Origin of the sequence: Halanaerobium sp. MA284_MarDTE_T2, from assembly GCF_003337245.1 — a bacterium.
Taxonomy (GTDB): Bacteria; Bacillota; Halanaerobiia; order Halanaerobiales; family Halanaerobiaceae; genus QPJE01.
The window spans coordinates 1-4,162 of sequence record NZ_QPJE01000051.1; the positions used below are offsets into that span (position 1 = coordinate 1).

Sequence of the window (4,162 nt, forward strand, 5' to 3'; positions counted from 1 at the left end):
TGTATACAAAAAAGCAATTAAGGGAAGAATTCCCAAAGGAACAGAAGAAGTAAATATGAAGGCTTTTGAATTAGGTATGGAGCTTGCCAAAAAGGCTAAGTCATAAAAGGAGTGAAACTAACTTGAAAATATATGAATATCAGGCTAAAGAAGTTTTTGCAGAAAATGGTATAGAAACCCCTTCTGGCCAGCTTGCACTTTCAGTAAAAGAAGCTGTAGAAAAAGCAGAAGAACTGGATTATAAAGTTGCCTTAAAATCTCAAGTTCATGTAGGTGGAAGAGGTAAAGCTGGCGGAATTAAATTTGCTTCAACTAAAGAAGAAGTAGAAAAAATGGCAGAAGATCTGTTTAATATGAAAATAAAAGGTGAAGAAGTAAACAGATTATTAATTGAAGAACAGCAGGAAATTAAAGAAGAATATTATCTGGGATTAACTCTAAATAGAAGTAAAAAAACAGACACCCTTATTTTCAGCCGTTCAGGTGGAATGGATATCGAAGAAGTAGCAGCAGAAACTCCAGAAAAGGTAGTTAAAGTTGATATTGATCCGGTATTAGGATTGCAAAATTTCCATCTGACACCTGTAGCTAAAGCTTTTGATTTTGATAAAGAGATGAGCAAAAAAGTTGCACCAATAGTAAAGAAACTTTATGAGATATATAAAAATAGTGACTGTTTATTAGTAGAAATCAATCCACTTGCACTTCTCACCGATGGAAGTGTTAAGGCTCTTGATGGCAAATTAGAGATGGATGACAATGCCAGATATAGACAGCCAAAGCTCCTCACAATGTGGGATGAAGAAAAAGAAGAAGAAATGGAGTTAATTGGCCGTCAGGCTGGTTTTGTTGTTATCAAATTGAGTGGAAATGTATCAATAATAAGTAATGGTGCTGGTCTTGCTATTTCCACTCTTGATTCACTGCAGCGCCACGGAATAAATGCGGCCAATATTCTTGATTTGAGTGGTGGAGCTACCTCTGAAAAAGTTCAGAAGGCTGTAGATGTTGTTCTGCAGGATAGTGATGTTAAATCAATACTGTTTAATATTTTTGGTGGTATAACAAGATGTGATGAGATAGCTGCAGGTGTAAGTGCATCACTTAAAAAAGTACCAGCTGATATTTCTATTGTCTGCAGACTTCAGGGTACAAATCGTGAAGAAGGTATAAAAATTCTAAAAGAAGCAGGATTAGAAGCAGCATCTGATTTGGAAGAAGTAGTAGAAAAAGTTGTAAAAACTCTTAAAGGTGGTGAATAGTATGAGTATTATTCTAGATAAAGATACTAAAATTATTGTGCAGGGAATTACAGGTCGTGAAGGAAGTTTCCATGCTGATTTGATGTTGAAGTATGGAGCAAATGTAGTTGGTGGAGTAACACCAGGAAAAAGTGACCAAAAAGTACACGGCCTACCTGTATTTGATACAGTAAAAGAAGCCGCAGAAGCTACAGATACAGATGCAAGTATACTATTTGTTCCTCCCAGATTCAGCAGAGATGCCATTTTAGAAGCAGTTGATGCTGGACTTGAAATAGTGGTTACAGTTGCAGAAGGTATTCCGTTTCATGATATGGTTTACTGTAGAGAATATGCAAACAAAAATGGCTGTACATTAATTGGACCCAATACTCCTGGAATTATATCTCCCGGAAAATCAAAATTAGGATTTATGGCAGATAGTATTTATAAAGAAGGAAGTGTGGGTATGATTTCTAGAAGTGCTACCCTTTCTTATGAAGCAGTTAATAATCTGACAACAAGTGGAATTGGACAGTCTACAGTGGTTGGGATAGGTGGTGACCCTGTACAGGGTGTAACATTTAAAGATCTGCTCCCAATGTTTGAAGAAGATCCAGAAACAGAAGTTGTTGTAATGATTGGTGAGATAGGTGGTACAGATGAAGAAGAAGCAGCTCTTTATGTTAAAAAACATATGAAAACACCTGTTATTGCATTTATAGCAGGAGAAGCTGCACCAGAAGGAAAAAGAATGGGCCATGCAGGTGCTATAGTTTCTCCAGGTGGAGAGGGTAGTGCTGATTATAAAAAAGAAAAACTTGAGGAAGCCGGGATTGAAGTTGCAAGGAAACTGACGGATATTCCTGCTCTCTGTAAAAAATATATAGATTGAGGTGGAGTATTATGGAATTTAAATTGAAATACGGCCACGAAAAAGTAAAGGTAGATGTTCCCGAAAAAAATCTGATGGCAGAACTGCTGCCTGAAGATGTTGAAGCTCTGAAAGATCCTGAGGCAGAAGTGATAAGGGCACTGGCTGAACCTATTAAAAGTAAAAAACTTAAAGATTTAGTAAGTGATACAGATCAAGTTGTAATACTGGCCAGCGATATTTCTCGCCCTTCTCCCTCCTATCTCCTTCTGCCTCCTATTGTTGCAGAATTAAACTCAGCAGGAGTTAAAGATGAGAATATAAAGATAGTTTTTGGACTTGGAGTACACAGAAAACAGACTGAAGAAGAAAAGAAAAATCTTGTTGGAGAAGAAATATACAGCAGAATAGAATGTATAGACCATGATGTTGAAAGCTGTAGAAATGTCGGTACAACTGAGAGGGGCACTGAGATAGAGATATTTGATCAGGTCCTCGATGCAGATTTTATTATAGCAACAGGTAATCTGGAATATCATTATTTTGCTGGATTTAGTGGAGGTGCAAAAGCTCTTGCACCAGGTGTCTGCAGCAGAGAGACAATACTGCAGAATCATCAGAGATTTCTGGATCCTCTGGCCAGAGGTGGACAGATAGAAGGAAATCCTGTTCGAGAAGAAATAGAAGAAATTGGAGAAATGGTCGGAGTAGATTTTATGGTTAATGCTGTGCTGAACAGCAGTAAAAAACTGATAAAAGTTGTTGCCGGTGAAGTAACAGCCGCCCACCGTGCGGGTAAGAAATATATAGAAGATATCTATCAGAGTGAAATTGATGAACTTGCTGATATTGTAATTACTACACCAGGTGGAATGCCAAAGGATATTGATCTTTATCAGACACATAAAGCCATGGAAAATGCCAGTCTTGCTGTAAAAAAAGGTGGTAAAATTTTAATTGCAGCTAAATGTGAGGATGGGCTGGGAGAAGATCATTTTGGAGAAGCTCTTACCGGAGGAAAAACTGCTCAGGAGTTAATAGATGAGCTGGAACATGATTTTATCCTTGGCCGCCACAAGGCTTCTCGAATTGCCATGATTCATACTGAAAGTGAGATTTCTCTTGTTACATCACTATCAGATGATATAAAAGATAAACTCTTCATAAATATATTTGATGATCTGAACAGTGCACTGAAAGATGCTCTGGATGAACTTGGTGATGATGCAAAAATACTTGTTATTCCTTATGGAATATCCACACTTCCTAAATTAAAAGAATAGTTTTTGTAGAATAAAAAAAGAAATTGTACTAACTGTTTTAAAAATTAGTGTTGTGCAGTATAATTAACTTAGATTAAAGCTTTATTTGACTAGAGAGAGGAGAAAATTATATGTTTAAAATTTTAGTTGCTGTAAAAGGTTCTGAAAGCTGTTCTGATGTAGCTCAGAAAGCTCAGGAAATGGCTCTTTTATGTAAGGGTGCAGTTACATTTCTGACAATTGTAAGTCCTGAACACAGATTGATAAGATCTAAAGAAGAGTTTGAACAGTTAAATCTCGATCTGGAAAAAACAAAAAGAGAAACAGAAGAAGCTTTAAAAACATGCAGTACATTATATGGGCAGTGTGAAGTTACATTAGGAGAAAAAGGTCTGGAAACAGAAAGAGTTGTTAAAGAAGGAAATCATCCGGCAGAAGATATCTGTGATTATGCTGAAGAAAATGATTTTGATCTAATAGTTATCGCAGATAAAGGTGATAAAACATTAAAAGATAAACTGCTTGGAAGTACAGCTGAAAAGATCATTAAACAGGCAAAAACATCTGTATTAGTTGTAAAATAAATAATAATAATAATCCCACTCAAAGATAATATTTATAATATCTCTGGGTGGGAAAAGTTCTGTTAGAATAAAAAACATTGAAAATCCAGGAGGGATTATTTTGAAAAATTTAAAAGAAAAAGCGTTAAAGATGCATGAAGAAAACATGGGGAAATTAAAAGTAGCAGGAAAGGTTAAGGTTGAAAATGAAGATGACCTAAC

At 36.0% G+C, this 4,162-nt stretch carries 4 protein-coding genes; all 4 read left to right on the plus strand.

Annotated elements, in window-relative coordinates:
* Positions 1-122 precede the first annotated feature (122 nt).
* The 4 genes from sucC to DFR78_RS11675 all read left to right on the plus strand — a co-directional run bounded on the left by sucC (position 123) and on the right by DFR78_RS11675 (position 3,961).
* Entirely contained in the window at positions 123-1,262 is a 1,140-nt protein-coding gene (sucC, locus tag DFR78_RS11660; RefSeq protein WP_158531772.1) for an ADP-forming succinate--CoA ligase subunit beta, read from the plus strand.
* 1 nt (position 1,263) lies between these two features.
* The gene (gene sucD, locus DFR78_RS11665) at positions 1,264-2,136 is read left to right on the plus strand and encodes a succinate--CoA ligase subunit alpha (protein ID WP_114458996.1); all 873 of its coding nucleotides are present in this window, start codon (positions 1,264-1,266) and stop codon (positions 2,134-2,136) included.
* A gap of 11 nt (positions 2,137-2,147) precedes the next feature.
* Positions 2,148-3,398: a nickel-dependent lactate racemase gene (larA, locus tag DFR78_RS11670; protein ID WP_114458997.1), complete on the plus strand. Its 1,251-nt coding sequence runs from the start codon at positions 2,148-2,150 to the stop codon at positions 3,396-3,398.
* 110 nt (positions 3,399-3,508) lie between these two features.
* Positions 3,509-3,961, plus strand: a complete 453-nt coding sequence (locus DFR78_RS11675; RefSeq protein WP_114458998.1) for a universal stress protein — start codon at positions 3,509-3,511, stop codon at positions 3,959-3,961.
* Positions 3,962-4,162 lie beyond the last annotated feature (201 nt).